This window comes from Muribaculum gordoncarteri, from assembly GCF_004803695.1.
Classification (GTDB): domain Bacteria; phylum Bacteroidota; class Bacteroidia; order Bacteroidales; family Muribaculaceae; genus Muribaculum; species Muribaculum gordoncarteri.
The window spans coordinates 23,315-43,809 of record NZ_CP039394.1 but is presented as its reverse complement, the minus strand read 5'-3'; the positions used below and the strand labels follow the sequence as shown (position 1 = coordinate 43,809).

Here is a 20,495-nt window from a genome sequence, read left to right as displayed (position 1 = left end):
CGCGCCCTTTGCTACTTGTAGTATTTCTGATAAAACTCTTTGAAGCCGGAAACGGCATCTTTCATTGAGTATGCGTTTTTCGCATAGCGATTGAATAACATTGCTTTGAGCGTGACCGGGATTTTATCGAACTTCGAGAAGTCACGCAGTCCGTAAGTCAGATAATCCGAAAGATACTCGGAATTTGAATCTGAATCATTCGCAGAATCTTCAACCCAAGCTCTTTCATAATCCCATAATAGAGCTTTATCGCCCTCGTATGGATTATTTTTTTCACCGTGATAGTAACGGCATAATTTGAGTAATGAATCTTTGCTCATTTGTATTGACACTTTTGTATGAAGTTAGTAACGACTTTGAGCATATCTTGTGGAAGCATATTCAGAGCCATCTTTTGCATCTCGATAGGCACACCCCAACGAGCTTCAGCTATTGAGCCGACTATTGCGCCGAGCGTGTCTGAATCGCCGCCGTAGCTTACGGCATTACGCACAGCATCTTCAAATGATGAACTCTCTTTGATGATGTGAAATGCGAGTGGCACGCAGCCTTGACAAGTTTCATCGAAAACGCCAGGACGCGGCAAATTGTTTTCCCAATTTTGACCGTAATACAGTCCTCCGATTAGATTCACAAAGTTATCTTTTTCCGGCAGCTTGCGAAATGAAAAAATCAACTCCGCAGTCGCTATTGCCCCAATGATACCCTCATAGTGATTGTGTGAGCATTCCGCGCTTGACATAGCTTGACGCATAACATCGCTTGCATCATCAAATGCCCATGCAACCGGCGATACTCGCATTGCAGCACCATTCCCGAATGAATTGTACGGTTGCGGGTCATCTTCATGCAGCCAACGTGAGAAAGAGCCACCATACGCGCCCATAGGATGCGGATATTTGCGACACCAATACAAGATGCTATCTTTATAGCTCACGCCGTGTAGAATAGCGTCTGCAACGGCAACCGTGCATATTGTGTCATCGGTATAACGGCAATCTTTGTGAAAGAACTCGAAGTTATAGTCATTCGTATTGTTGAACTCGAAACGAGAACCGGCAATGTCGCCTATTATTGCTCCTATCATTGTTTGTCTTTGTTTTTTATATTTGACATACGCTGCAATGCACCGATGCGGATAATGCAGCGTTTATTCTCGTAACAATCTTTGCCTCGAATGGCGTTTGTAAGCGACTTGTATTTTATCCCGATTATATCTTCCGGCACTTGAAGATATATCGCTTTCAGAGAGCCGAAATAGAGGTCAGTCATTCCCTCGTATGGCTTTTTGAAGTGAACGTGTACGACTTTCGATGATTCCATTTTTGCGTTGAGTTTTAAGGTTTTGCAAAATTACTCATTTCCTCGCTAATCCTCGCATTTCAGCCGAATAAATGTATATTTTATCAACTGAAAGCGAGAAATGCGGAGTAGGCTAACCTTACCGTGCCTATTAGGATTTAATACCGGGATATTGCAGCTCGTAGAATCTTTCAAGGGCGTGGCGATATGCAGCCGATTCAAGATTGATTAACTCGTAGAGCCATCCTTTGGGGTCAGTTCCCCACGCTTCTTCTATACGAGCGAGCTTTTCATCATCGCACTCGTTATCAAGAGCGCAATGCAGGTCGTCAATCCACCCAATCATGTCAGAGTGATAATAGTTCGGGAGCCACATTTCAACGAACTCCATAACGCCACTGTCATCGAATATCTGAATCTCGCGGTCGTAGTATGTTTTGCCGGTAGCGACATCGCGAAATATCGTGCCGTTGTTAGTCGTTTTGATAACTTCGACAACCCTAATCACTTCGCCGGTGTCGATAATAAGTGCTTTTTTCATCTTCAGTCCTCCCATTCAACATCAGATTCATTCATAATTCGGGTTAAAATCTCACGACAACGCTCCGTGTCAGCTTCGCGGATATACTGACGAATGGAACTGCGGTATGTTGTCGAATAAGCAAGCTCGATAAGCTCCTCATCGTTTGCTGTTAGTTGTTCTTTACTGTCTGCCATTAGATTGATTGTAAGGGCGAGAGGCAACGGCTAAGGCTACCTCTCGCCGGTTGATGATATGTTGTGTCAGATATTGAATTGCTCGTTGAGGAATTGCACCATTGCGCGATTCTGCGGCATGAGTGCCGGAATATCCATCGAGTCAGCTTTGTAAAGGTCAGTCGCGGCGTTATACAAGTCCCACGCTGAAACGCTTGGTGTATCGTGATACTTCAGCAACAAGCTCTCCGTGAACTTTGTTATTTGAGCTTGATTGAGCGGATAGACGCGATTCTCCTTGATTGTCGGATATGCAGAGTCGCACTTAACGCGAATTGCGGTCAGCATACCGATGAGCAAGAGAGCTTGTTGAACGCCGACCTCAATCTCTTTCATGCGCTCTATCTTTTCGCGCTCGGTCACGATGATGTGCCTGGCATCTACAAGCCACGACTTGACAACATCGAGAACTTGCGGAATCGTGATAGCTTCGCCGCGCCCTTTGCCGCGCTCATTGTATGTGGCGATATACTTGTCGGCGCAAAGCATAGTTTGATTGTGGCAGATTTTGACCATGTTTCCGAAGCCGACTTGAATGCCTTTCTGATGGAAAGCGACTGCGAGGTTTGTTGTCTTTTCCTCATCATCGAAGTCAGTTATACGGATGTTAGCGAAGACGCGGCGCAATATGTGAGCTTCAAAGGCTCTTTCGCCGTATTGTGCTTCGACTTGTGGGAGCAGCACCACGCCGGGAGTGCTGCGGTCTTTGTTCTGCGCGGCAAAGAGGTCATAAACCTCTACGTTATAGCCGAGGTTGTTGCACTCGTTGATGAGCGTTTGCAGCAGCTCGAAGTGATAGATACCACGAAGCGGCTTGCCGTAGACATCGTTTTCACGGTGTGTGCGCTCTAATTGAGCGAGTGAGAGCGTTTGAACTTTCGCTTTGTCGAAGTCAAACATCTTGTTTTCGAGAGTGGTTTCAGTAATCATTTGCGTTGTATTTTAGAGTTGTTATTTTTCCCAAGTTAGCTTCCAATTTTTGAACGGATTGGCACCGTGAGCAATCGCCACTTCTGCGGCTTCTGCGATAGTAGTTTTGCCGGTTCGGATTACTCGCTTCTCCATGCCCTTATGATTCCCGGCTAAATCAGTCTTTTCTACGAAGAAAGTTACAGTATATTGTTCCATGCTTGCTTTAGTATTCATCTTCCGAATCTTCTATCTGAAGTTCATCAAGCATCTCCGGGGTGAGGCGTGAGAGGTCAAGTTTGACACTCTCGCCGGTATAGTAATCAGTTACGGCAAGTACTGTCGGGCGACCGCTATCCTCGTTATACTCGAATTTGAATTGCTTTGAGCTATTGAGTATGCTCATTGTTTCGTCATAAGTCTTCATTGCGTAGATTGGATTTAGAATTTATCGACTGAAAGCCCTTTAGGATTCATAGAGAGCGAGAATCCGGCTTTTACGAGTTGATTAACGACTGATGCGTTGCTCTCGTGAATGAGTATCGCGTATGTGTGCGAGTAGTTATCATTGACCGGCACATTGAACGACACTTTGATTGAGTTGCTGTTGCTGATGATGCTTATAGCTTCGGCAAGGTGTTCGGGTTTCATTTGCGTTGAGATTGAGGGTTGATGATTAGAAGTCAGCTTTGAGTTTGAGAAGACGCAGGCACTCTTTCAATTCGCTGTCGGTGTACTTGCTTGCCATCTCTTTTGAGATGCAGTTGAGATTAGCGGCTAACTCTATCGCTCTTTCTCGGCTCACTTTGATTATTTTCTTTCGGATTTTCATTTTCGTTATCTATTAAGTATTGTTTCATGTCGCAAAGTTATAGACTATCCTAATAATAGGCAACTTTTTCACCAATTATTTTTTGATAAAAATTTACTCAAATTCCTATATTGCTAATAGGTAGCCACATGAGAGAAGAAAAAAGTTTTGAAAAATTCCGATACTTAATAGGTATTATGTCGAAAATTCTCCCTATCTTTGCGCGTATTGAATATTCAAACCCCAATCAACCATTGCAATGAAGAAGAAACTACTCGCGGCACTGACCGCAAAATGTAAGCAATACGGACTTACACCCAAAGGAATAGAAGAACTCGTTGAAATCGGAGCTTCCGACCTCACAGACGAAGCGACCGATGACGAAATAGCCGCAAAAGTGGATTCGCTCGTACCCTATGCAAAAGCGATGCAGGGGGAGATTACGAGGAAGTCACGCAAGAAATCATCTACCAAGCCATCCAAAGGCGAGGGCGACGGAGAGGAAGAAGACGGCGAAACCGGCGAAGACGAAATACCGGCATGGATGAAGCCTTTTACTGAACGACTGAACGCTCTCGAAACAGAGAATAAGACGCTCAAAGAGGAAAAAGCCAAGTCGGAACGTGCATCGCTCATCGCTGACAAGGCAAAGAAGCTCGGCATTCCTGACTATCTCGTGAAGCGTCTGCATTTGGCAGACGATGCGGATGTTGACGCAGAACTCACCAGCTTCAAACAAGACCTTGTAAACAACAATCTCATGCCGAAAGACCGTTCGCATGAACTCGGAAACTCCGAGGAAGAGTCGAAAGCGGCTGCAAAAGCCTGGGCGCAGTCACTCCCCGACAAAAAGTAAGGTCAATTATCAACTTCTAATTCATCAACCCCAAAATGGCTATTGAATTTAAGACACAGCAGTTTCCGGGTCGTTTCCCGGAGATTTGGCGTGGTGAATGCAAGATGCTCCCCGGTGGCTTCAAGCCTACACAAGAATTTCCGGTCGGAACAGTAGTACGCCGCGCAACGCCTTTGTATGTCGATTTTGACACTATGACCGCCGCCGTCTGCAAGACCGCGACTGTCCTCAATGGCGGCACTACAAAGGAAGTGAGAGTCCCCAAAGGTCACTATTTCGTGGCAGGCGACAAAATCATCAAGCTCGGTGCAACCGAGCTCGGCGAGATTGATTCAATCGACCGCACCAACGATGCCTACGACATTCTGAAGCTCAAAGCAGCATACACCGGCATACAAGCCGATGATGTAATCGCAGAGGGTGTCGCAGTGACAGAGGGGCAGGGAGATTCAGCTACGACTACAAACTCCGTGCGCTACTCCCCAAACAACATCGTGGGCGAAGACAAAGAGTTTACCGGTCGCGGACTGCCTACTCTCGATGCTGCCTATGAGGCAGTCGTTCTCATGCCGTCACTTCTCTTCCCGATGCTGCCGGAATGGTTGACCGGCATCGCGCTCAAAAACAACCCCAACATCATCTACATTAAGCAGTAATCACTATGCCAAAGGAATTTTTATCCAGCTCCGTCTTTGGTGACCTCACCAAAGAGGTGCAGATACGATTCGATGCTGCAAGTGAACTCAACAAGCAGCTTTTCGACCAAGTTATCTTTGAGCGATATATGCACTGGGATGACCCCACAATCGAACTCGATTTTGAAGAGTTAATCGGCAAGTACAACATCACGATAGCCGCACCGACTATCGGAGAAAACGCAGCCGAGCCGATTATGGGTACTTCGGGTGTAGAAACACTCAAAGAAACTCTCGTAAACCACGCCCTCACGCTCCCGATGCTGATGAAGACGTACCGAAAGATTCTTTCGTTGCTCGACAGCAAGCTCATCAAGGATGAGGACAAAAGAAACCGCCTCATAAATCTTATGATGGGCGATGTTAAGACCGTTGTCAACGCGGTTTACGGCAAACTCGATATGATATTCCTCGGCGCACTCTCCAACGAAGGTACGTTCACTTTCGATGAAACAACCAACCCGGAGGGCGGTGTCAAAGGCTCTATCTCGTTCAATCAGCCCGGCGAGAACATCGCAAGCTGCAAGACCGCTTGGACTCTCGCCAATATCGACACTGTGGATTGCTTTGAGGACATTCAAGCTATCCTTGACGCATCGCAGGATAAGGTCGCGCTTGCAAAAGCTCTACTCTCGCCCTCCCGACTCTCGTATATGTGTCGCACAAAGAAGATGAAGCAGCTTATTTGGGGTACTGACAAGTCCTCAAAGCCGGTACTTCTCCGCGACATAAACGAGTTTATGGAGACGAACAACTACCCGATATTCGAGCCTATCCGTCGAATAGTACGCATTCAGAAAGGGCGTGAGGCTATTCCTTACACCCCGTGGAATCAAGACAACATCGTATTCGTCCCTGCCGGCGAACTTGGCGTTGTCAAGAATGCCTACTCGGATTGCGAGTTGAAGCCGGATGACGGAGTGTCGTATGCCAACTACGGCCGCATTGTCACTTCTCTGTGGAGTGTCGGTCAGAAAGAGGGCTCGAAGCACACTGAATATACCAAGGCTGAATCACAGTCGCTGCCGGTTATTACCGAAATGAACGGTATCTATACCCTCAAAACAGTAGTATCGTAAAGTCGTGAAGAATCTCGAAGCATTAAGCAGACTTTGCAATGCAATCGCGAATACCTTTTACCCGGATAGCGCGACACTCAACTTCGCGCTATTCAATGAGGGTATCGAGGCACAAGCTGAAGCCACCCCGAAAGATGCAAAACTCTTTCGGGTGGCGATTCGCCTTGTCATGGGATATGTCGAAAGCAGCCGGAGCGAAAACGGCGTATCGACTTCAGTACGCGAGGATTCCGTAAAAGAATCTCTATCGTATTGGTGCAAGCAATACGGACTTGATGCAGACGAGGAACTTGGCGACTATTTACGGACGATTGATGATGCCACTAATCTTTGGTAAGAATGAGAACAAACGGCACACTTCAATATCTGAAAGTCGTACCCGGTGGGGAGAACGAGTATGGAGAGCCTATCGAAGCCACTACCGAATGGAGTGACCCGATAGAATGCTCTATCAAAACGAACTCCGACAACCGCAAGGGCAAGTACGAGGATGGCGAATTTCGCATGGCTTCATTCACAGTGCTTATCGAATCTGACGAAGAAGCGCAATTTGAACGTGTGAAACTGACCCGGCACTCTGAAGAACTTGGCGAATTTCGGGTAATGAGTCGTGAGCCGCTGACAACCGTAGGACGTATTCAGATACTTGTGTAATGGCAAAAACAACGCAGACACACGGCAAATACAAAGGCGTGTTGGTGTCAAAGACTGACACGCGCAAGCTGTATCAATCGCTGAAGATAAAGCGAAAAGAGCTTATCGCTCATCTCGTCAAGCAATTTTCGTTCATCGGTGAGGCTTGTGTCAAAATGGCGCGTGAAAGCGGAGATTACAACGACATTACCGGCAATCTCAGAAGTTCTATCGGGTATGTCATTCTCGTTGATGGCGAAGTCAAAGTGCATGGCGCGACAAAGCAATACTCCGGCAAACAAGGAAACGGAGCGCAAGGCGTATCAGAGGGGCAAGCTCTCTTGAAGCGTCTGCAAGCTAAATTCCCTTGGGGCGTGGTGCTGATTGTGTGCGCTGGCATGGAATACGCCGCCTATGTTGAAAACGTGCGCGGTAAAAACGTGCTTGCATCTGCCGAACTCGAAGCAGAACGATTACTGAACAAACTTCTAAAAGGATATATCACGCCGCAATGACAAAGACGGAAATAGACTTTGAGCGCGACTTCTATACGCTCGTAAAAAACAGCGACTTAGGCAAGGAAATTCGCGGAAGCGTGTACCGAAGCGGGATGCGACCGACAAACGCTAAAAGCGAAGATTTGATTGTCAAGTTTCTTGCCGGGACTGACGAACAAGTGCAAGGCGGCATAATGCTGATTCACGTCTATGTCCCTGACATTGCAAACAACGATGGGCGCAAAGTCGAAGACAAAGCGCGTGTCGGTGTCTTGGAAAGCGCGATAATAGCCTTTGTAAAGAATTGCGAAGATACCGAGTATCTGATTCGATGTGACGGACTGCCAAAATCAACGGAACTCCCCGAAGAAATAGAGCAGCATCTAATTGTAACACGATTAAAATTTCAACGATTAACACAGTAACAGTATGAAACGCAAGAAAATCATCATGTCGTGGTCGGAATGTCGTGTTGAAATCGGACCAACCGGGGCTAACGATGCTATGGCAACGCAGCTCGTTTCGGTCGGCACGACTAACGACAAATCGACTTCACTCTCAACTTCTGATGGCGAAACGCTGACCGCGAAAGCATCCGGCGGCAAAACCGTTGCCGAAGAAGAGGGCGAACCCGAAGTAGTAATCACTACTCGCGTCAAGGAGATGGACTTCGACACCGAGAAGATGTTGACCGGCGCAGTTATCAGCACTGACGGCGATGAACTCGATGTCAAGACAAACATCGTGCAGGGCGAGTTTTCAGTCAAAGTGACCCCGAAGAATATCGGAGCGCAGGGTGTAAAAGCTCCGAAATGCTCCGTCAAATTCCGTCCCGGCTCATCTGAAGACGAAGGCTCGTATGTTGACCTCACTTTCAAAATCATCGAAACCGAAGACGGTTTGCTCTACAAGAAGTTCAGAGTCAAAAAGACAGACTGGGCAGACCCCACGTTTGCATCTGACCTTACTGCCGGTGGCGGCTCCTAAACCGGCAATGACAAGCGGAAAGACGCCCTTTCGAGTTGGAGGTTAAACTCGCATCCGCGTTGCAGCATAGTTGGTCATGCGCTCGCTTAGGCGAGAAACAGCCGTTCGATTCGGCTCGGCGCACTAATTCATCATTAAAAGCAATGAACGATAAAACGACAATAGAAAGCAAGGTTGCAGCCACCATTCTTGAAAGGAACATCACTTTCGAGATTGACGGCGAGAAATACGAGATTGCGCCGCCCTCTCTTGCTACGCTCATTCTCGTGTCGGAGATTATATCGACACTCCCGACATTCGAGAATCTTGACAAAAAACAGTGGCTCGACATAGTAGCGCATCATGCAAAAGACTTCAAGCCGCTCGGAGAAATTGCCGCCGTGCTGATTCTCGGTGCAAAGAATCTTACCGAGAGGCGTGAAAAAATCATCGAAGAACGCAAGTTCTTCGGACTTATCAAACGCCGTAAAAAAGTTGTCGAAATAATAGACCGCAAATCGGAGCTTGCCAATGCGATTCTCTTGAACGTGCGTCCCTCGGAGCTTAACGACATGATAATTGAGCGACTGAAGCAGAACGAGGCGGCAAGTTTTTTCGCAATTATCACTTCCCTAAGCGCGGTAAATATACTAAAGCCAACAAAAGCGGAAGTGATAAGCTGAATGACAGTATCTGGGCTTCGATACTTGGAGTAGCAAAGATATTCGGCGTAACCGAAAAATACGCGCTCTATGAAATGAGCTTTTTGAATGCTTTGCTTTACAGCCGCGCGATGCCGATGCCGGATGATACGAGCAACAAAGACAATTCAGACGCGCCGCTATACGATGACAGCAAAGACGCAAATAACCCCAATAATTTCAAGGATTTTGACGAAGACGAAGAAATAGAAGTTAAAGCGAGATGAATACTAATGACGGACTTTCCTATGCCGCGAGGATAGATACCTCGGAATATGACGCAGCTCTCGACCACATGGCCGAGAAAGTCGGCGGCGTGACCTCACAGATTGAGCAGGAGAGCGCGAGGATTCAGCAACTCATATCGTCTTCAATCCCGGAAGTTGACCTCAAATTTCTGTATGATGATACTCCGACACTGAACGCTATCGGCGAAGCATACGCGCAGATTGCGCGTGTCATACGCGAAAACAACTCTGCCGTAAACGAACTTCAAGAGGCATATCGCCAAGTAACCGAAGAAGCCAACAAGTATGCGAATGTGCCTGGACGTAGCGAGTATGTCAAAGAGCTACGACAGCAGCGCAAGGCTATTCAAGAAGTAATCACTACTCGCAAAGAGGTTATTGCGGCCGCACAAGCTGAAGAAAAAGAGCTACAAAAAAACGAGAAGTCATTAGTTGCTGCCGCCAATGCCGCAGAGAAACAAAGCACTGCCGCAGTATCATTACGCCAGCGCATCCGTGAGCTTACAATGGAAGCTGCCGCATTGCGCGATGCCGAGCAAGCGCAAGGGCGCGAAATAGACAAAACGACAGGGCGTTATCGTGAAATCATAGAAGAAATAGGTCGGCTCAAAGATATTCAAGGCGATATTCAGTCAGCCGGAAATGTATTCGCTAATGATGAAAATCAGTTTGCCGGAATAATCTCCGGCTTAACCGGTTTGTCAGGCGCGTTTTCGGCAGCACAAGGCGCGGTCGGACTTTTCGCCGGAGAGAATGAACATCTGCAAGAAATAATGCTAAAGGTGCAGTCCCTAATGGCTATTACGATGGGATTGCAGCAAGTTCAGCAGACCTTAAACAAGGATTCAGCCTTTTCACTCGTAACGCTCAATGCGGTCAAACAAAAGTGGAACAAGCTGACCGGCAAAAGCGCAGCATCGCAGACCCAAGAAGCGACAGCGACAGCAAGTGCGACAGCGGCACAGAATGCCAACACTACAGCGACAGCAGAAAACGCGACCGTTACGAAAGTCGATACGGCCGCACAGCAAGAGAACAATGCCGTAACGACTGCTGGAGCAGGCGCACAAGCTACAAACACGAGCGCGACAAAAGCAGCGACAACCGCACAGAACGCACATACCGGCGCATTGGTTGCCGGTACTGCCGCATCAAAAGCCATGTCGATTGCAATGCGCGTTTTGAAACTCGCTCTCATATCAACCGGCATAGGCGCGTTGGTCGTACTCGTTGGCGAACTTGTTTCGTGGATTGTCGATTTATGTTCAGCCGAAGACGAAGCCGTCAAACATACACAAGACCTCAATAAAATCAACGAAGATGCGGCAAAGACCTACATTCAAGAACAAGTCGCACTCGAAGACAACATCAAGGCTTGCAAAAACTTTACCGGCTCCAAAGAGCAAGAGAAGAAGAAAGTCAATGAGCTTAACAGCAAATACGGTGAAGCTCTTGGCTATTATGATTCTCTTGAACAGTGGGAGCGCGTATTGACTGAACGCGGCCCCGCGTATTGCGAGATGCTGCGGATGAAAGCCGTTCAGCAAGGTTTGCTTAACAAATACGTTGAAGCATACGTTGAAGCTCTTGAAGTAGCCCACAAAGCCGAAAACGGAGAATTTGACCGCAGTTGGTATAATCCGGCACGTTGGTTTGGAGATTCAAACGAGGAACGCCGGGCGAATATGATTGCAGAAGCCAACAAAGAAGCAGACTATTGGAAAGAAGCGATGACCCAGCAAAAAGCTGACCTCGAAAGATTCCAAAAAGAAAATCACTTCGATGTCGTTCACATTGACCCGAAATCCGGCGGCAATCGCGGTAGCGGCAAGACATTCGACCCCAAAGCAGCGGCACGTGAACAGCGTAAACTACTTGCTGAATATCAAGCTGAAGTCAAAAAATACATAACCGACACCAATAACGCTATCTCGCAAGCGATGATAGACAGCATGGAAGCCGGTTACGGCAAAGAACTCGCTACTATACGCCGGAACGGCGAGAGCCGCAAGAAAGCATGGGAGCAGCAGTTAATCGAGCTTGCCGAAGCAATGCGCGACAACGCTCACGCAATGTTTATGACACAGAACGGAGCCACTGAAGATACTTGGGAAAACTCCGCTCAAGGCAAACGCTCTTTGCAAGATTGGATTGATGAACTACTGAAAAACAAAGATGTCGCAGCTAACTACTCGCAGGGATTAGCCGACATTGCCAATTCAGTAGAGCGTCAACTCGCCGACGTGCGCACAAAATACATGAATCAGCTAATAGATGAATTTGGCTCGTATGAGGACAGATTCGACAAGCTGACTATTGAATGGACTAAAAAGATTAATCAAGTCGCCGCAATCGCGCCCGATATGCTGCCGAAAGCATTAGACAAAATGGAAGAAGCGTTTTCATCGTTGAAAGCCGAGGACTTCAAGAAGACCATTAATTGGGATGTTGTTTTCGGCGACCTTGGCAATCAGTCGCTTCAGTCATTGCAATACTCTCTTGAAAAGGTCAAGACCTATTTTGACCGTGAGAAAGCAAGCATGAGCGTTGAGCAGATAAAGACATTCCAGGAGGCGATAACGGCGATGGAGAATGAGATTGCTTCACGCAACCCATTCACGGCTCTTCATAAGTCATTCAAGGACATATCTACGGCGAAAGACGAGCTTGTTGCGGCTCTCGCCGAAGTTGCGGCCGCACAAACAGCACTCAACGAAGCCGAAGCGGAATACAACGCCGCTTTGCAGGCTAAACATAAGATTCTCGAACTAATCGAAACCGGCGAACTCGCACAAGATTGTCAGGAGCTTGCAGATGCTAACGAGCGTGTCACAGCTTCAGAGAGAAAATTCACTGACGCAAAGACAAAGAGCCTCCAAGCAGACCAACGCGCATTAAATGCCCGGAACAATGTCACTAAGTCATACAAGACATTCGCGACACAACTCAAATCTGCCGGAACAGTCGTTACCGATATCGGCGGCCGTGCGTCAAAGCTCGCCCGGATATTCTCATCCGATATTGCCGACAGTATGGATAAGGCACTCGGCTTTATTGATGAAGTCGTAGACGCAGCCGGAGATGTCATTTCCGCGATTGGAGATGTCGGCAAGAGCGTGTCTAAGAATGTCGCTCAAACTGCCGAAGCAGCCGGAACAGCCACCCAAGCGACCGCACAAGCGACCGCCACTTCAATATCGACAGTTGAAAAAGCATCTATCATTCTGACTGTAATATCTGCCGCATTACAGATTGCGACAGCTATTGCAAGCCTTTTCAATGATGATGAATCCAAGCAGAAAGAAATCGAGCGGCTGCAAGAACGCATCGACCAACTGCAATGGGAGCTTGACAACGCCGACACAGTGCGATTCAAAGAGCGCGTGGGCGATGCCGTGAAGAAGCTGAACAGCGTCTATCGCGATACGACCGAAGAAGTACTCCGCTTGCATCTGACTTCGCAGCAATATGCGAATTGGTTTAACCGCGCTATCGGTCAAATGGTATATCGTAACGAGATTTACGAGAAATCCATTCAGAAACTCGCGGATGCCTATGCAAGTGTCGGATATACCGCTGACAAAGCTCTCGGCGGCAAGAAATATGAGGAATCGCGCAAGCAGATTGAGAATCTCGCAGAGCAACAAATCTTGATTCAGCGGCAAATCAATCAAGAGCGCGACAAAAAAGACACCGACAACGGCAAGATTGAGGATTGGCAACGCCAAATCCAAGAGATTGCGCACGAAATGGCTACAATCATCAATGAGATGCTTGAAGACATTATCGGTGGCTCATCTGAAGATATTTCCAAGCGGCTCGGAGATGCTTTTATGGATGCCGCAGCGCAAGGCGAGGACGCGATGGAAGCGTGGCACTCGACCGTCAAGGACATTATCGCCGACATCACGAAACGAATGCTTATATCGAAATTCATTGAAGAACCTATCGGGCAAATATTCGACAAATACAAGACTCGCTGGTTTGGCTCTGACGGTCGATTCAAAGGCATTGACAACGTGATTAACTCGATGAATGACCTGTCTTCGGACTTGAACGAAGTCGGCTCAAACTTTCAACAAGTTTGGAACAATCTGCCGGACGATATGAAGAAGTGGTTTGCTCCGTTGGATGATGCCGAACGCGAGGGCACTCAAAAAGGAATCGCCACAGCTTCACAAGACAGCGTAGATGAAAATAATGCAAGGCTCTCGATGATTCAAGAGCATACATATACGCTTGTGCAAGGTGTAAAAGAGCTTAACGCGACCGGCACACGGTTACTTGAAGTAGCAACCGGCATCAAAGACAACACCGAAGAAACTAACAAAAAACTCGATGATGTCAAAGAAAACGTCAAAGCTATCAAAGACAGCGTAGATGAAATTGATACTCGCGGATTAAAATTACGGACATGATAAATCAGCTTATTAAATCCATACAGCAAGATTGGCTCAAAGCCAAAGCAAAGGCGCAAGCTCAATGCGAGAGAGCCGGACGGCACGATGTCGCCCGGAAACTCTCCGAGTGCCGTATGTTTGCCGGTTATGAAGATTTCGCGGACTTGGTGCGTCTTATGTTTACAGTGCAAGGAATGGAGTTTATGACAACTTTCGGATTCCCGAAACTCGATACATTCCGAAAGTTCAAGCCGTACAGCCCGGAGCGGTTAGGCGTGTATATCGACTGTGGAGAAATAACGCTTACAGATGTCCGAAATGTCTTTTTGGTGGGAGATACCACCGCCGTGCTGAAATGCCGCGAAACCGCAGCCTATACCGTTTGCCTCATGTGTGGCGCGAAAGCTACGGTCATAGCGTCCGGGTACAGTGTAGTAAAAATCGAGAATGACAAAAAATCACAAGTCGCGATAATGACACAAGACAACGCAAAAGTATTATGATGTTCAACAAACTTTTGATAGACGGCAAAGACGCTTACGCCGAATATGGCGTATTCGTTGAACAGTACGGGTACAAGGCACTCGTACAGATGCCCTCTTTCAAAAAGTTGGAATCTACCGAATGGGATGAGTATGACGGCGAGGAAACCGACCTCACAAGTCCGATTCTCGACACAAAGACATTCGCGATTCAGTTCTGCATCACTGAAATTGATATGGTCGACAATCTTTTTGAATTGCTGTCGGACAAATCATATCACACATTCCATTTTGCAGAACTCTCCAAGTCTTACAAGTTGCGACTTGTCGGAAACCCCTCGCGGTCGGCTCTGATTCATCTCGGCAAAATATCGGTCAACTTCGCAGATGACTTCCCCCCGGTCGTGCTTAACGACTTCATTAATGAAGATGATTTGGACGATTCCAACATCATATTGAATCATAAGCCGTATGCGACAGCTCCAGCCGGATTCAAGCAGAAAGGCTATGAACTTGACGATATAGATTTTTCTCGCTTTGGAATCTATGTGCTTGACGGCACCGATGACAATATAGAGAAAGCTCCGAATGTAAGGGCGAATCTTACCGTCAATGTCAAAAACTCGCCGGGTGTCGTGTATGACAATGACTGGGTAATGTATAAGTCGAAAGATGTAGGACTGAAGTTGTTGATACACGCTCCGAGCATTTCGGACTTTTGGCAACGGTGGTACTCCTTTTGGGCGGTCGTATTGAAGCCGGAATCGCGAAAGTTATATATCGACAACCCGATAGATGAGTTCGAATGTCACTATAAGAGCAACAGCGTGACGACGTTTGACATTCGGCGCAATGGCTCGGTTTGGTGCGAATTTACCACTACGCTCACATTCACGAACTGCCGACCTCTCGGCAATTATTTCGTGCTTGTAACCGAAGACGGAGAGATAGTCATTACCGAGCCGGGAAGCGAGGATGTAGAAATTAACTTGAAACTACACGAATAGATATGGGTGCAATAAGAAAGAAAATATCGGAGCTTACTCCGTCAACCGCATTCAACGGTTTGTGGACTATCGGCGTTGACGCTCTCAATCGGAGTGTCCGCGTGTCGCTGCAATATATTGCAGACACTATCGCATCGTTGAAATCGGGTGTTGAAACCGCTATTGGCAATGCCGACAAAGCAGCGACACGAGCAAATACGGCCGCACAGAATGCCGACAAATCGAGAGCTGCCATCGAAGCCAATGAGCAGACCAGACAAAGCAACGAGCGAGATAGACTGTCAAATGAGCAGACTCGAAATGGCAATGAAACGACACGCATAAACAATGAGAAAGCCCGGAAACAAGCCGAGCAAGCTCGTGCGAAAGCTGAATCCGACAGAGTGACAGAACACGCCACTCTGAAGAAGAACGCTGAAGATGCAACGAAAGCCGCTAACGATGCCGCCAATAGTGTAGATGCTTCAAAGAAAGCTGCCGCAGAAGCAACGAAAGCCGCTAACGATGCCGCCACAAACGCCAATAATGCCGCCACGACTGCAAACAACTCTGCAAAAGAAGCAGACAAACAAGCCGGACGAGCGAAAGAGCAAGCCAACAACCCTCCGAAGATGGGTGAAAATGGTAATTGGTGGCGTTGGGACGAAACCGCGAAGAAGTATGTCGATACCGGTGTACTCGCGAAAGGCGGTGTATTGTATCCGTCATTCATCGTTGACGAAAGCGATATGCACCTTATCATGTACTATCAAGACCAAATCGCCGAAAATCAATTCGTTCTCGACAATGAAACCGGTCACTTAAAATTCATATATCAGTAAACTATGGCAGGTAATCTTTCAATCGACTTAGGAAAAGTCGCAATATCGCCCAAAGGTGCATATTCATCCGCGACCACATACGAGCGTTTAGACCTCGTTTCGTATAATAACGGCGCGTATTTGTCTATCAAAGACGGCAATACAAATCACGCCGTCACAGATGGCGCGTGGTGGTTTTGTGTCGTTTCTGCCGCTGAAGCTCTTGCAGCTGCCGCCAATGCAAACGCCGCAAAGGAGCAAGCGTTGCAGATGGCGAATGTCGCAAATACAGCAGCCGGAAACGCGAACACGCAAGCCGCCGCAGCTTCAGCCGCCGCAGCTGCCGCCACGACAGCAGCGAGTGAAGCGCAGACAGCCAAAGAAGAAACAATCTCGGCAACCGAACTATGCCAGGCACTGATTGACGCTGCATCACAAGTTACCTCGCTTGGATTGCTGCCGTCCGGCATGACGGTTGAATACCCGGAAGAACTCACGCTCGGAAATCTTGCCGAGATATTCATACGCGCTAAATTGCAGCCGGAATACTCACTGCCTAACATCATGTATCTCAGCGACAATAACGCCGTATCAGTCGCGCCGGACGGTCGAATATCAATAAATCACGAGGGTGTCAGTGTGATTCATGTGATACCGACCGGCAACACGCAGCTATATAAGACAATCTCGATAAGGGTAAAATGTGCTGGAATCTCGCTTGTCAACAACCGCAATACGGCGATGATTCTCTCATCGGGCAACTTCCTATTAAACTAACCTCTAATTAACAAAATATGGCATTAACATCAGACCAAGAAGCAGGCGTAATTCAGATGCTTGCAGCGTTTCAGTCCGGCAAACGCATTCAAGACCTGCCGGAAGTCAACGGTACCAATCCGTTCAAGCTCGTAACTCACGTTATTGACGAAGACGGAGAGAGCAAGAAAGCCGCACTCGCTACGATGCTCCCTTATTTGGAGAGCCAGTGCGCCTACGGCATAGAGCGCGACAAGACCGTTTCATCTCCGGCTTGCACACGCATCGGCAACATGGACTTGCACCGCTCACTCCCGATTCACAACCGCATGAAAGGTTGCTTGCTGAATGATGACAGCGAAGTTGTTGAGTATCTGCCGCCGGAATCGTGGCTCGGCTCGACTCGTGACGGCTCACGCGGTCAAGTCATGGTCGAAATCCCTGACCACTACCGCAAGTTTGAAACGAGCGGCAACATACAGCGCGTGAAAATATCAGAACATCCACTTCCCGGCTATCACCACGTGCCTAAAATGTACGTGTCTGCCTATGAAGCATCGTTGCAGCGCACCGGCAACAAACTTTCATCAGTCGTGAATGATTCTGCCGACTTCAGAGGGTGCGGCAATCAGAGTGCATGGGATGGCACATACCGCTCGGCACTCGGTCGCCCGGTCACTCAAATCAGCCGCACGAACTTCCGCACCTATGCGCGTAACCGCAAAGCCGGAAGCACCGAGTGGAACTGCATGACCTACGAAGCACAAAAGACGCTCTATTGGCTCTTTGTGATTGAGTATGCAACGCTCGACAGCCAAGCCGCATACAACGCGGCAAAAGACGCTAACGGCTATGCGCAAGGTGGCTTAGGCGATGGCGTGACAACGTGGGATTGGAGCAGTTGGAGCAATTTTAACGGTAATCATCCTTTCGTTCCATGCGGTCACACTGACAGCCTCGGCAACAATTCGGGCATCGTAGCCTATGAAGCGCACAATGAAGCCGGTGATGTGCTTAAAACATTCAGTGTGCCTCGCTATCGCGGCGTTGAAAATCCGTTCGGTCACATTTGGCAATGGACTGACGGAATCAACGTGCGTATCAGCCCGAACACCCCGACCGGTGACGGACTTAGCAAGGTATTCGTGTGTGCAGACCCGACAAAGTTTACAGATAGCAATTACACCGGCTATGCTCATGTCGGCAATGAAGCTCGAAACGAGGGATATGTCAAAGAAATCATCTTTGGCGAACACGGCGACATTATGCCTTCTGTAAGCTCCGGCGCAGGCTCGACAACGTATTTCTGTGACTACCACTATACGAACATTCCAACGGCTGAAGCTCTGCGCGGTGTCCTTTTCGGCGGTAATGCGTATAACGGCGCGTATGCCGGTTTTGCGTATGCGGACTCGTCTAACGCGCCCTCGGCTACGTATGCGTCTGTCGGCTCCCGTCTTTGCTTTATCCCCCAAGCGTAACACGGCACGCCGCGCCCACAAAATACGACAAGTAACATAATAATCCACAACGCAATGGAAAATAAACAAGAAATCGAAAACAAAGAGAGAGTCGATGATGGCTCACTTGACTTCCTCCAAATTCCGGCTGACGAAACAAACAAGCAGTTCAACTGCAAAGAAACGAATCAGCAGCATCTCATCAACACCACTTTTTGGGTGTGTGACTTCTTCGAGGGAATGAAGACGAAGTTTGGCGAGAATCGCGTCCTCGTGAAAATCAAGATGAATCTTGAAGACCCGGAGAAAGACGCTCGAAAGTTCTTTACCAACTCGCGTGATATACGATACGTTCTCAACGAGATTAAGAAGCGCAACGCTTTTCCTCGCAGAGTGACCCTCAAAGTGAACGGCAACCGATATTACTTCGAGTGACGATATAAGGTTGATTGCTCTTGCGGTGTCCTTTTCAGCGGTAATGCGAATAACAGCGCGAATGCCGGTTTTGCGTATGCGAACTCGAATAACACGCCCTCGAATACGAATGCGAATATCAGATCCCGTCAATGATTTTCAATTTGGTAAAAAATATACAAAACTCGGAGCAATGACCCTGCCCCTTGGCAAAAAACATCACCTCAAAACGGAGTTAGTAAGCAGCGCGGAGTAATCCGCGTTGCTAAAAGCCCCAACAATGAAAAGCAAAGCGAATGAAGCGAATAGGAAACTTATATGAGAAAATAATCTCATTGGAGAATCTTCGACTTGCCGATGAAAAGGCGAGGCGCGGAAAACTTCGCTCCTACGGTGTGCGACTTCACGACAAGAACCGTGAAGCCAACATCATCGCGCTTCACGAGCAACTGAAGAATCGGGCGTTTGTCAATTCGCCCTATTCGACATTCACAATCTACGAGCCGAAAGAACGATTGATTTTCCGACTGCCGTACTATCCCGACCGCATACTCCACCATGCAATAATGAATGTGTTAGAGCCTATTTGGGTATCAACATTTACAGTTGACACATACAGTTGCATCAAAGGTCGCGGCATTCACGGCGCAATGCGGAAAGTCAAGAAAGCACTTCGCGACAAAGAGAACACGCGCTATTGCCTTAAAATAGACGTGCGCAAGTTCTATCCGTCTATTGACCACGACATACTGAAGCAAGTTGTCCGGCGAAAAATCAAATGCGCCGACACGCTCAAACTCTTAGACACGATAATTGACAGCACTGACGGCGTGCCTATCGGAAACTACCTAAGCCAATACTTCGCCAATCTCATGCTTGCTTACTTCGACCATTGGATTAAAGAAGTCAAGCGTATAAAGTATTATTTCCGATATGCTGACGATATGGTGTTTCTCTCATCGAGCAAAGAGGAACTTCAAGCGTTGCTCAAAGACATAAAAGCATACCTCGCTACACTCAAATTGAATCTAAAGGGTAATGAGCAAGTGTTTCCAATCGCCGAGAGCCGAAACGACAAACACGGTCGCGGATTGGATTTTGTCGGTTTCGTCTTCTATCACAATCAGACGCTGATACGCAAAGGCATCAAGAAGAATTTTTGCCGCGCAGCAGCCCGATTGAACAAACGCAGTGACATATCCGCCGCCGATTACAAACAACAGCTTTGCAGTTGGTTTGGATGGGCGAAAGTATGCAACTCAAAACATCTACTAAAAACAATCATCAAACCCCAATTTTATGAAACGTGCATTTTACGATGAAATGCCTTCTACTCTGGAGGCAGTCGGCAACGGAAGCTATCTCTACCGTTGGGACATTCAAGAAGAAGCAAAGCCCGCAACTGAACATTCAGCCGCTGACGGCGAAACAGCCAACGCGCAGGAGAGCGGCACGCAGTACTCGTGCCTGGAAGTCGTTGTGTGGTCGCCGGTGTCAAGTAACGCCATACTCGAAGCCGTCATTTCCGCTATGTGGCCGAACAATCGCGAACAGAAGTTAATCAACGACTACAACGCCGCGCAGCTCGGTTGTTTCGGCTCCAAAACCGGCGAAAAGGCACAGTCTGCCATCAACGCATACAAAGCATTCCTCACGCAGCGCGATTCCATCAAATCACAGGTTGACGCGGACTGTGAAGAATTAAACATCGAATAATCGACAC

29 protein-coding genes are annotated in these 20,495 nt (G+C 47.8%); 19 read left to right on the top strand and 10 right to left on the bottom strand.

The window, feature by feature from the left end; genetic code table 11:
* Positions 1-11: 11 nt before the first annotated feature.
* The 10 genes from E7746_RS14630 to E7746_RS15165 all read right to left on the bottom strand — a co-directional run bounded on the left by E7746_RS14630 (position 12) and on the right by E7746_RS15165 (position 3,799).
* Positions 12-320, bottom strand: a complete 309-nt coding sequence (locus E7746_RS14630; RefSeq protein WP_135472887.1) for a hypothetical protein — start codon at positions 318-320, stop codon at positions 12-14.
* The gene (locus tag E7746_RS14625; protein ID WP_135472886.1) at positions 317-1,087 is read right to left on the bottom strand and encodes an ADP-ribosylglycohydrolase family protein; all 771 of its coding nucleotides are present in this window, start codon (positions 1,085-1,087) and stop codon (positions 317-319) included. Before E7746_RS14625 ends, E7746_RS14630 begins: the two co-directional genes overlap by 4 nt.
* Entirely contained in the window at positions 1,084-1,323 is a 240-nt protein-coding gene (locus tag E7746_RS14620) for a hypothetical protein (protein ID WP_135472885.1), read from the bottom strand. The genes E7746_RS14625 and E7746_RS14620 overlap by 4 nt, the downstream gene beginning before the upstream one ends.
* Before the next feature lie 130 nt (positions 1,324-1,453).
* Positions 1,454-1,843: a hypothetical protein gene (locus E7746_RS14615; protein ID WP_135472884.1), complete on the bottom strand. Its 390-nt coding sequence runs from the start codon at positions 1,841-1,843 to the stop codon at positions 1,454-1,456.
* A gap of 2 nt (positions 1,844-1,845) precedes the next feature.
* Positions 1,846-2,019, bottom strand: coding sequence for a hypothetical protein (locus E7746_RS15170; RefSeq protein WP_168184422.1), 174 nt, complete (start codon positions 2,017-2,019; stop codon positions 1,846-1,848).
* Positions 2,020-2,085: 66 nt separating this feature from the next.
* Positions 2,086-2,988: a DUF932 domain-containing protein gene (locus E7746_RS14610; protein ID WP_135472883.1), complete on the bottom strand. Its 903-nt coding sequence runs from the start codon at positions 2,986-2,988 to the stop codon at positions 2,086-2,088.
* A 21-nt stretch (positions 2,989-3,009) separates the two neighbouring features.
* On the bottom strand, positions 3,010-3,204 hold the full coding sequence (locus E7746_RS14605; RefSeq protein WP_135472882.1) for a hypothetical protein: 195 nt from the start codon (positions 3,202-3,204) through the stop codon (positions 3,010-3,012).
* Positions 3,194-3,394, bottom strand: coding sequence for a hypothetical protein (locus E7746_RS14600; RefSeq protein ID WP_136411378.1), 201 nt, complete (start codon positions 3,392-3,394; stop codon positions 3,194-3,196). The genes E7746_RS14605 and E7746_RS14600 overlap by 11 nt, the downstream gene beginning before the upstream one ends.
* Before the next feature lie 14 nt (positions 3,395-3,408).
* On the bottom strand, positions 3,409-3,618 hold the full coding sequence (locus tag E7746_RS14595; protein ID WP_135472880.1) for a hypothetical protein: 210 nt from the start codon (positions 3,616-3,618) through the stop codon (positions 3,409-3,411).
* Between the two features lie 25 nt (positions 3,619-3,643).
* Positions 3,644-3,799, bottom strand: a complete 156-nt coding sequence (locus tag E7746_RS15165; RefSeq protein WP_168184421.1) for a hypothetical protein — start codon at positions 3,797-3,799, stop codon at positions 3,644-3,646.
* Positions 3,800-4,037: 238 nt separating this feature from the next.
* On the opposite strand from E7746_RS15165, the gene E7746_RS14590 reads away from it, so the two are divergent.
* The 19 genes from E7746_RS14590 to E7746_RS14505 all read left to right on the top strand — a co-directional run bounded on the left by E7746_RS14590 (position 4,038) and on the right by E7746_RS14505 (position 20,488).
* On the top strand, positions 4,038-4,634 hold the full coding sequence (locus E7746_RS14590; RefSeq protein ID WP_135472879.1) for a hypothetical protein: 597 nt from the start codon (positions 4,038-4,040) through the stop codon (positions 4,632-4,634).
* A gap of 35 nt (positions 4,635-4,669) precedes the next feature.
* Positions 4,670-5,290, top strand: a complete 621-nt coding sequence (locus tag E7746_RS14585; RefSeq protein ID WP_135472878.1) for a hypothetical protein — start codon at positions 4,670-4,672, stop codon at positions 5,288-5,290.
* A gap of 5 nt (positions 5,291-5,295) precedes the next feature.
* Complete coding sequence (locus E7746_RS14580; RefSeq protein ID WP_170957583.1) at positions 5,296-6,408, top strand: major capsid protein; 1,113 nt, start codon at positions 5,296-5,298, stop codon at positions 6,406-6,408.
* Positions 6,409-6,412: 4 nt separating this feature from the next.
* Positions 6,413-6,745: a DUF6706 family protein gene (locus E7746_RS14575; RefSeq protein ID WP_135472876.1), complete on the top strand. Its 333-nt coding sequence runs from the start codon at positions 6,413-6,415 to the stop codon at positions 6,743-6,745.
* Positions 6,746-6,747: 2 nt separating this feature from the next.
* Positions 6,748-7,062, top strand: a complete 315-nt coding sequence (locus E7746_RS14570; RefSeq protein WP_135472875.1) for a hypothetical protein — start codon at positions 6,748-6,750, stop codon at positions 7,060-7,062.
* Positions 7,062-7,556, top strand: a complete 495-nt coding sequence (locus E7746_RS14565; RefSeq protein WP_135472874.1) for a hypothetical protein — start codon at positions 7,062-7,064, stop codon at positions 7,554-7,556. Before E7746_RS14570 ends, E7746_RS14565 begins: the two co-directional genes overlap by 1 nt.
* On the top strand, positions 7,553-7,963 hold the full coding sequence (locus tag E7746_RS14560) for a hypothetical protein (protein ID WP_135472873.1): 411 nt from the start codon (positions 7,553-7,555) through the stop codon (positions 7,961-7,963). The genes E7746_RS14565 and E7746_RS14560 overlap by 4 nt, the downstream gene beginning before the upstream one ends.
* Before the next feature lie 4 nt (positions 7,964-7,967).
* A complete protein-coding gene (locus tag E7746_RS14555) occupies positions 7,968-8,525 on the top strand; it encodes a hypothetical protein (protein ID WP_135472872.1) in 558 nt (185 codons plus the stop codon).
* A gap of 143 nt (positions 8,526-8,668) precedes the next feature.
* Positions 8,669-9,187: a hypothetical protein gene (locus E7746_RS14550; RefSeq protein ID WP_135472871.1), complete on the top strand. Its 519-nt coding sequence runs from the start codon at positions 8,669-8,671 to the stop codon at positions 9,185-9,187.
* Between the two features lie 74 nt (positions 9,188-9,261).
* Positions 9,262-9,432 carry a hypothetical protein gene (locus E7746_RS15160; RefSeq protein ID WP_168184420.1) on the top strand — a complete coding sequence of 57 codons (171 nt, stop codon included), beginning with the start codon at positions 9,262-9,264 and terminating at the stop codon, positions 9,430-9,432.
* Positions 9,429-13,871: a hypothetical protein gene (locus tag E7746_RS14545; RefSeq protein WP_135472870.1), complete on the top strand. Its 4,443-nt coding sequence runs from the start codon at positions 9,429-9,431 to the stop codon at positions 13,869-13,871. The genes E7746_RS15160 and E7746_RS14545 overlap by 4 nt, the downstream gene beginning before the upstream one ends.
* The gene (locus E7746_RS14540) at positions 13,868-14,356 is read left to right on the top strand and encodes a hypothetical protein (RefSeq protein WP_135472869.1); all 489 of its coding nucleotides are present in this window, start codon (positions 13,868-13,870) and stop codon (positions 14,354-14,356) included. Before E7746_RS14545 ends, E7746_RS14540 begins: the two co-directional genes overlap by 4 nt.
* A complete protein-coding gene (locus E7746_RS14535; protein WP_238337399.1) occupies positions 14,353-15,342 on the top strand; it encodes a hypothetical protein in 990 nt (329 codons plus the stop codon). The genes E7746_RS14540 and E7746_RS14535 overlap by 4 nt, the downstream gene beginning before the upstream one ends.
* A 2-nt stretch (positions 15,343-15,344) precedes the next feature.
* Complete coding sequence (locus E7746_RS14530; RefSeq protein WP_135472868.1) at positions 15,345-16,163, top strand: hypothetical protein; 819 nt, start codon at positions 15,345-15,347, stop codon at positions 16,161-16,163.
* 3 nt (positions 16,164-16,166) lie between these two features.
* On the top strand, positions 16,167-16,919 hold the full coding sequence (locus tag E7746_RS14525; RefSeq protein WP_135472867.1) for a hypothetical protein: 753 nt from the start codon (positions 16,167-16,169) through the stop codon (positions 16,917-16,919).
* Between the two features lie 17 nt (positions 16,920-16,936).
* Complete coding sequence (locus E7746_RS14520; protein ID WP_136411377.1) at positions 16,937-18,379, top strand: hypothetical protein; 1,443 nt, start codon at positions 16,937-16,939, stop codon at positions 18,377-18,379.
* 54 nt (positions 18,380-18,433) lie between these two features.
* Positions 18,434-18,793, top strand: coding sequence for a hypothetical protein (locus tag E7746_RS14515; protein WP_135472865.1), 360 nt, complete (start codon positions 18,434-18,436; stop codon positions 18,791-18,793).
* Positions 18,794-19,068: 275 nt separating this feature from the next.
* Positions 19,069-20,094 (top strand): RNA-directed DNA polymerase, encoded by a 1,026-nt coding sequence (locus E7746_RS14510; RefSeq protein WP_135472864.1) that lies wholly within the window; start codon positions 19,069-19,071, stop codon positions 20,092-20,094.
* Complete coding sequence (locus tag E7746_RS14505) at positions 20,072-20,488, top strand: hypothetical protein (RefSeq protein ID WP_135472863.1); 417 nt, start codon at positions 20,072-20,074, stop codon at positions 20,486-20,488. Before E7746_RS14510 ends, E7746_RS14505 begins: the two co-directional genes overlap by 23 nt.
* The last annotated feature ends 7 nt before the right edge of the window (positions 20,489-20,495 follow it).

What these genes read in the sequence shown, in the direction of transcription:
- E7746_RS14630 (WP_135472887.1), bottom strand. Translation starts at nt 320, where the DNA reads ATGAGCAAAGATTCATTACTCAAATTATGCCGTTACTATCACGGTGAA.
- E7746_RS14625 (WP_135472886.1), bottom strand. Translation starts at nt 1,087, where the DNA reads ATGATAGGAGCAATAATAGGCGACATTGCCGGTTCTCGTTTCGAGTTC.
- E7746_RS14620 (WP_135472885.1), bottom strand. Translation starts at nt 1,323, where the DNA reads ATGGAATCATCGAAAGTCGTACACGTTCACTTCAAAAAGCCATACGAG.
- E7746_RS14615 (WP_135472884.1), bottom strand. Translation starts at nt 1,843, where the DNA reads ATGAAAAAAGCACTTATTATCGACACCGGCGAAGTGATTAGGGTTGTC.
- E7746_RS15170 (WP_168184422.1), bottom strand. Translation starts at nt 2,019, where the DNA reads ATGGCAGACAGTAAAGAACAACTAACAGCAAACGATGAGGAGCTTATC.
- E7746_RS14610 (WP_135472883.1), bottom strand. Translation starts at nt 2,988, where the DNA reads ATGATTACTGAAACCACTCTCGAAAACAAGATGTTTGACTTCGACAAA.
- E7746_RS14605 (WP_135472882.1), bottom strand. Translation starts at nt 3,204, where the DNA reads ATGAATACTAAAGCAAGCATGGAACAATATACTGTAACTTTCTTCGTA.
- E7746_RS14600 (WP_136411378.1), bottom strand. Translation starts at nt 3,394, where the DNA reads ATGAAGACTTATGACGAAACAATGAGCATACTCAATAGCTCAAAGCAA.
- E7746_RS14595 (WP_135472880.1), bottom strand. Translation starts at nt 3,618, where the DNA reads ATGAAACCCGAACACCTTGCCGAAGCTATAAGCATCATCAGCAACAGC.
- E7746_RS15165 (WP_168184421.1), bottom strand. Translation starts at nt 3,799, where the DNA reads ATGAAAATCCGAAAGAAAATAATCAAAGTGAGCCGAGAAAGAGCGATA.
- E7746_RS14590 (WP_135472879.1), top strand. Translation starts at nt 4,038, where the DNA reads ATGAAGAAGAAACTACTCGCGGCACTGACCGCAAAATGTAAGCAATAC.
- E7746_RS14585 (WP_135472878.1), top strand. Translation starts at nt 4,670, where the DNA reads ATGGCTATTGAATTTAAGACACAGCAGTTTCCGGGTCGTTTCCCGGAG.
- E7746_RS14580 (WP_170957583.1), top strand. Translation starts at nt 5,296, where the DNA reads ATGCCAAAGGAATTTTTATCCAGCTCCGTCTTTGGTGACCTCACCAAA.
- E7746_RS14570 (WP_135472875.1), top strand. Translation starts at nt 6,748, where the DNA reads ATGAGAACAAACGGCACACTTCAATATCTGAAAGTCGTACCCGGTGGG.
- E7746_RS14565 (WP_135472874.1), top strand. Translation starts at nt 7,062, where the DNA reads ATGGCAAAAACAACGCAGACACACGGCAAATACAAAGGCGTGTTGGTG.
- E7746_RS14560 (WP_135472873.1), top strand. Translation starts at nt 7,553, where the DNA reads ATGACAAAGACGGAAATAGACTTTGAGCGCGACTTCTATACGCTCGTA.
- E7746_RS14555 (WP_135472872.1), top strand. Translation starts at nt 7,968, where the DNA reads ATGAAACGCAAGAAAATCATCATGTCGTGGTCGGAATGTCGTGTTGAA.
- E7746_RS14550 (WP_135472871.1), top strand. Translation starts at nt 8,669, where the DNA reads ATGAACGATAAAACGACAATAGAAAGCAAGGTTGCAGCCACCATTCTT.
- E7746_RS15160 (WP_168184420.1), top strand. Translation starts at nt 9,262, where the DNA reads ATGAGCTTTTTGAATGCTTTGCTTTACAGCCGCGCGATGCCGATGCCG.
- E7746_RS14545 (WP_135472870.1), top strand. Translation starts at nt 9,429, where the DNA reads ATGAATACTAATGACGGACTTTCCTATGCCGCGAGGATAGATACCTCG.
- E7746_RS14540 (WP_135472869.1), top strand. Translation starts at nt 13,868, where the DNA reads ATGATAAATCAGCTTATTAAATCCATACAGCAAGATTGGCTCAAAGCC.
- E7746_RS14535 (WP_238337399.1), top strand. Translation starts at nt 14,353, where the DNA reads ATGATGTTCAACAAACTTTTGATAGACGGCAAAGACGCTTACGCCGAA.
- E7746_RS14530 (WP_135472868.1), top strand. Translation starts at nt 15,345, where the DNA reads ATGGGTGCAATAAGAAAGAAAATATCGGAGCTTACTCCGTCAACCGCA.
- E7746_RS14525 (WP_135472867.1), top strand. Translation starts at nt 16,167, where the DNA reads ATGGCAGGTAATCTTTCAATCGACTTAGGAAAAGTCGCAATATCGCCC.
- E7746_RS14520 (WP_136411377.1), top strand. Translation starts at nt 16,937, where the DNA reads ATGGCATTAACATCAGACCAAGAAGCAGGCGTAATTCAGATGCTTGCA.
- E7746_RS14515 (WP_135472865.1), top strand. Translation starts at nt 18,434, where the DNA reads ATGGAAAATAAACAAGAAATCGAAAACAAAGAGAGAGTCGATGATGGC.
- E7746_RS14510 (WP_135472864.1), top strand. Translation starts at nt 19,069, where the DNA reads ATGAAGCGAATAGGAAACTTATATGAGAAAATAATCTCATTGGAGAAT.
- E7746_RS14505 (WP_135472863.1), top strand. Translation starts at nt 20,072, where the DNA reads ATGAAACGTGCATTTTACGATGAAATGCCTTCTACTCTGGAGGCAGTC.